The 6,018-nt window shown below is 22.8% G+C and carries 4 protein-coding genes; 3 read left to right on the top strand and 1 reads right to left on the bottom strand.

The genetic code is table 11. The features are described from left to right. Positions 1 to 102 precede the first annotated feature (102 nt). The 3 genes from WJW32_RS14930 to WJW32_RS08520 all read left to right on the top strand — a co-directional run bounded on the left by WJW32_RS14930 (position 103) and on the right by WJW32_RS08520 (position 4,711). Positions 103 to 336 (top strand): hypothetical protein, encoded by a 234-nt coding sequence (locus WJW32_RS14930; RefSeq protein WP_445330225.1) that lies wholly within the window; start codon positions 103 to 105, stop codon positions 334 to 336. Positions 337 to 669: 333 nt separating this feature from the next. Beyond that, positions 670 to 2,559 (top strand): dGTP triphosphohydrolase, encoded by a 1,890-nt coding sequence (gene dgt / locus WJW32_RS08525; RefSeq protein WP_340257337.1) that lies wholly within the window; start codon positions 670 to 672, stop codon positions 2,557 to 2,559. 91 nt (positions 2,560 to 2,650) lie between these two features. Then, positions 2,651 to 4,711 (top strand): HD domain-containing protein, encoded by a 2,061-nt coding sequence (locus tag WJW32_RS08520; RefSeq protein WP_340257335.1) that lies wholly within the window; start codon positions 2,651 to 2,653, stop codon positions 4,709 to 4,711. 27 nt (positions 4,712 to 4,738) lie between these two features. Here the strand turns inward: WJW32_RS08520 and WJW32_RS08515 are convergent, their stop codons facing one another. Continuing rightward, complete coding sequence (locus tag WJW32_RS08515; protein ID WP_340257333.1) at positions 4,739 to 5,845, bottom strand: beta family protein; 1,107 nt, start codon at positions 5,843 to 5,845, stop codon at positions 4,739 to 4,741. Between the last annotated feature and the right edge of the window lie 173 nt (positions 5,846 to 6,018).

Raw genomic sequence — 6,018 nt, 5'->3', positions numbered from 1 at the left:
CCAACATATGAAAACCTCCTTTATAAAAGTTTTGGATTAACTTTAGGTTTTCACATTTGTTGGAGTTTTATTATTTTAAAATTTAACTAGCACAATAGGTTAATTATATTAAATGCTATTTATAAATTTAATATAATTTATGGATATTATCCTTCAATAATAAATTTACAACAAGAAACTGGAATAAAATCTTTATCTTCAATTTATTTTCATGTTAAAAAATTAAGAGAAGAAGGATACATATGTATAAAAAATAATAATATATCTGGTATTTCTATAACACAGAAGGGGTTGGGACTATTAAAAGAAATAGAGAATAATAAATATGAAGCATAAATAGGCAACAATACATATAATTATTTAGAATAAAATTTAATGATTTTAAAAGTATCAAAAAGCTAATTTTTTGTAAAAGAGATTAGCTTTTTAAATTTATCAGAAAATACACAGAAATATTAGAAAATATTAAAAGTATAATTCCTAGTCTATTCTTATAGATAGCTTTAAACTCATGAAATTGGTTAGAATTTAGTAAAATGTAATTTTGTTGAAATAAATATAAAAATTTGTTAAACTCTTGGTAAGATACTTTGTGGTTTCTAATTTATAGTAATATTTATAATAAGACATGTTATAGAACAATTTATCAAATATCAAGGGGGATAATAGATGGAAGATGTAAAGCAATTAAACGATACGTTTATGCAAGGTGAAAATAAATCAGATGATAACACTAATAGAAAGTATGAAGGAATAGATACAAATAAAGGTATTTTAGATGATGAAATGAAAGAAAAAATAAAAACAACTAGAACTGAGTTTTCTAGGGATAGAGATAGAATATTATTTTGTAAAGCATTTAGAAGATTAGAACATAAAGCACAAATATATTCACATGAAAAGGGTGATCATTTTAGGACAAGATTAACTCATAGTTTAGAAGTATCTCAGATTGGAAGAAGTTTAGCAATAAATTTAGGATTAAATGAAGTTTTAGTTGAAGCAATATCCTTAGGACATGATTTAGGTCATACACCTTTTGGACATCAAGGTGAAAGAACGTTAGATAAAATTATGTCTGGAGAAGATGATTTAAGTAAAAAACTTAATTATAAAATAGATTTTGGTGGATTTAAGCATAACTTTAATAGTTTGAGAATTTTAGATCAAATTGAAAAGAAATATGAAAATGTAAAGGGGCTAAATTTAACTTGGCAAGTATTGGAGGGTATTCTTAAGCATACTAAAGTAAAACGTCATAAAAAAGAAGAGTGTATCGATTGTAATAAATGTTGGAATATAGATAGATTTATAGATTTTGAAGGAAATAAAGAATTTGAAAAGTTATTAAATAAAAAATTTAGAAATTTATTATATTTAGATGAAAGAGATTCAGTGACACTTGAAGGGCAAATTGTTGCTTTAGCAGATGAGATAGCACAAAGACAACACGATTTAGATGATGGATTAAGAGATTCTAGTTTGAATTTATCATATGAAGAAGTTATAAAGTTTATAAAAAATGCTGCTGATAAAAAAATTGAAGAATATAATAATATTGTAACAAAATTAAAAGGTGAAAAGTTTGATAAGGAAATAGATATAGAAAATATAAATAAAAAGGCAGAAAATATAAATAAAAAGGCAGAAAAATTAAAAAAGAAGTATGAAAAATTTATAAAAGAAGAATTGGAATATAAATTAATTGAAAAGCTTGAATTAGATACAAAACTAATAGAAAAGCTTAAAGAAAAATTGATAAAATTAGACAAAAAAGAAGAAAATATTGAAGTTGAAAAAAATATTGAAGTTGAAGAAAATATATCAGAGGAAGAAATATTATATATGAAAATAAATCTGGTTAGAGATATTATTGATTACTTTATTTTAGATGCAACAAATCATTCGAGATTTATATTAAATAATATAGAAAAAGATGATTTTAAAAATGAAGAGCGTAATGAATATATTTTTAAGAAAAAAATAATTTCATTTTCTGATATAGCTGAAGAATTTAATGATAAAGTAGATAAATACATTAGTAATAGAATTGTTAACTCTTTTGAAGTTAATAGATTTGATGGAAAAGCAATATATATAATTAGACAATTATTCAAGGCGTACCATACTAATCCTAGACAGATGCCAACATATGTATTAGAGAGAATGCAAGAAAGAATAAAGAAAAATTGTGAAAAATATTATGATATAAAAATAAAGCCAAAAGATAAAGCAATTTCTATTAGTGAAATTAAATTTAAAAGTAGTTCAAGGGAAGAGCTTAATATATTAATTGATATATTAAAATTAAATTTGAATTTTAATAAATTAATTTGTCCACAATGTTTTGCTACAAATGAAAATTTCTTTGTTAAAGATGCTTTAAATGAAGAAAAAATTAGCATGATTAATAAATGTAATAGTAAATTGAATTCTGAACATGAGGAATTCTTAAAATGTCTCATTGAAAATAATTACGTTTATTTGTCTTCAATTTGTGATTATATAGCTGGAATGACAGACAATTTTGCGAAGAGTGAATACAATAAACTCTATTAATAGTAGAAAAAAATATAAAAAATAGCTACTATAAATTCATTGATTAGTAGCTATTTTTATATTATTTATTTGGAAATTAGGAGATGATTATGTGAAACAATATGTGCGTAATTTTAATGAAAAAATAATTAGAGATTCTTTACATGGGGATATTTTTATTCCAAATAAATTTTTAGATATAATAGATACTCCTGAATTTCAAAGGTTAAGAAGAATAAAACAACTTGCAGTTGCTAATTTAATATTTCCAGGAGCAGAACATACTAGATTTTCTCATTCAATAGGGGCATACCATATTATGAATGAAATTATATTACATTTTCAAAATATATTTAGAAAAATAAATATAGATGAAATAAATATTACTGATAGAGATAGAGATATAGCTTTAGCAGCTGCATTATTACATGATATTGGGCATGGCCCATTTTCTCATGCTTTTGAAGATATATTTCTTATTAATAATAAAAATTTAAAGCACGAAGATTGGACTATTAGAATAATTACTGATAAAAATAGTAATGTTAACAAGGTATTAGTTAGAAATTTTGGTAGTACTTTTCCGCAAGAAGTGGCAAATTTAATTGATAAACAAAGAACAATTGAAGAAAATGGATTTAATTTAAAAAATGTAAAAAAAATAGATTTGAATTTTATTTTATCTACTTTAATAAGTAGTCAACTTGATGCAGATAGAATGGATTATCTTTTGAGAGATTCTCTAAATACAGGTGTAAAGTATGGAACAATTGATATATCTCGAATTATTAGTTCAATGACTATAACTATATATGAAGACAATTATTACATATGCATACTTGAAAAGTATTTATCAGATATTGAACAATATCTAATAGGCAGACATCAAATGTATAAAGAAGTGTATTACAATAAATTTAAATGTGAAATGGAATTACTAATAAAAAAAATATTATGTAGAGCTAAAGAACTGTATGATACGAAAAAATTTACAAATATATTTATTCCAACAGCTCTTATTTCATTTTTTGAGGGAAATGATATTACAATAGAAGAATACATTTCGTTGGATGATTATATATTGATGGGACTATTTAATATTTGGAAAGATTCAGATGATAATATACTATCACAATTATGTTCTTGTTTAATAAATAGAATGAAATATAATAAAGTAGAAGTAATAAACGATACAAAAGAAAACATATATGAGTTTAAAAATGAACTTATTAATATATTAAATAAAAATAAATATTATATAGAAAATCTAAAAAATGAATATTTTTGGCTAGAATTAGATGTAGATCATAAAATTTATAATTTTAATATTGATAATATTTTAATACAAACTAGTGAAGGTACATTAAGAGATTTATCGCAGATTTCAAAAATAATAACTAAAGAAATAAATGAAATTCAAAACATGATGTTTATTAATTATGATATGTTAAAACATATTAACTCTTTTGAAAATATAGACTTATTAATTAAAGAAATAAAAGAATTAATAAATAGGTATAATAGTAGAACACATATAGAAATTGAAAAAAAATATTATTTTAGAGAATATAAATTATTTGAGAAAATAATTGAAAGTTTATACAAATATAAAAATTATGAAATAGAAGAAAATAGCTTGGAAAAACAAATAGATTATTATTATGATACAAAAGATAAAGTACTATTAAAAACAAATAGATCTTTAAGGATAAGAGAAAAAAGTGGTAAATATTATTTAACTATTAAAACCCCTACAATCAATTGTTTTAATAAAAAAAATATAGTTAAAAATGAACGCTTTGAACATGAGATCCCTATTTGGAGTAATAAGTTAGAAGATTATAAGGAGTTTATTGTGAAATACATACCAGAATTTAAAAATGTAAATTTTTACGATCAGATTAACAATATTTTAACTGTTATAAATAAACGTAAAAAATTTTATATTTTAAAAGGTGACCTTAAATTTGAAATGGCATTTGATGATGTGGTATATCTAAACTCAAATAAAAAAGAAGAACATGAATATCAACTTGAAATAGAGTTGAAATCAGATTATTTACATAAAATAAACCTTAAATTATTATGTGATTATATTGAAGAACAACTATGTGACTTAAAAGTAGCTGTAGATTCAAAGTATAAAAGAGGTTTAGAGTTAACAAAAGATTAGGTAGCACTTTGTGCTACCTTTAAATATTTATAAAAAGTCATTCATTGTATAAATATAATGTTGAATATTTATAGCTTGCCAAGTACCCCAGTTACCAGGCTTACTTGTATCAATAGATTTATTATTAATTTCTATACATCCAGGACAGTTTTTATGGTGGGTGTGACCATACATATTCCAACATTTAGATTTAGTGATTGAAGGAGCAACAACTGGTTTACTTGCATTTATTGTTTGTGATTTGAATTTAATATATTTATTTTGATGATAAGCGTAAAATATATTGTAAGTTACGGGAGGGTTGTAGTTGTTACCGTTATTATCAGGACCTAAATATTTTTTTATACCTGCATAATCTCCAAAGGCGTCAAATCCAAAACTTTTATAGCTGAATACTATAGAATTGTCTATTGCATTAATAGGGCAATCATTCTGTACATTTTTATTTTTTTTGATGATATCTTCTGTTATAGGTGTATTTAATATAATTGTTTTACATTTTTTTGATGTTTTTATATCTTCTATTTTTTGAAATAAAGTGTTAAATTTTGTTTCTTTATAATCGTCATCCTGCAAATCTAATATCAAAATATCCTCTGAAGTGATAGATTGCTCTACTTCATTTAATATATGTGTAATAGTATTAATATTTACAAACACTCTAAATGCTATTTTATTAAAGTTAGTTCTTAAATATTTTTCTTGGGTAGAAATAGTTTTTAATGGATATGGAGCATTTGGATTATATGAAACAACAGGAATAATATTTTTTAATTTAGATAGTTTATTAAAATAAATTAGTCTTTTAGAAGGTGTTTTTTTATTGGAATTAGATAACATTTCGGATAAAAAATCTTTATATTTCTGCTTTATATTGGAGTTTAAGTCAATATACATAGGAATATCTACAATTATGGGAAAATCATAATTTTTAAACTCATTTACATAACTTTCTTCAAAAATCTCTTCCGGTAGTTTAGAATCAGTAGTGTTTTTTCTATTAGGTGAATATTGAATAATTTCGATTAATGGAATAATTGTATTACTTGAGAAAATTTTATTATCAAAAAAATTTTTAAATGCTCTCTTTTCATTTTCTCTAGACCTTAATACAGGCATATACTTAAAACTCATTTTTTCATCTCCTTTTTAAAATCTCTATCTATTCTAATTTCTATGAAAGTATAAAAATATTTATGTTAACCATATAGAAGATATAAAAAAAAGAATATATATCTGCAATATGCCTAGAGCAAGTAAATGCATAATATGGAACAATAAGCTCATACTAAAAATAGAAGTTTTAT

The sequence above is a fragment of the Tepidibacter sp. Z1-5 genome (genome assembly GCF_037844525.1).
GTDB lineage: Bacteria > Bacillota > Clostridia > Peptostreptococcales > Peptostreptococcaceae > Tepidibacter_A.
The sequence above is the reverse complement of the archived record's forward strand: the minus strand, read 5'-3'. Positions and strand labels throughout refer to the sequence as shown.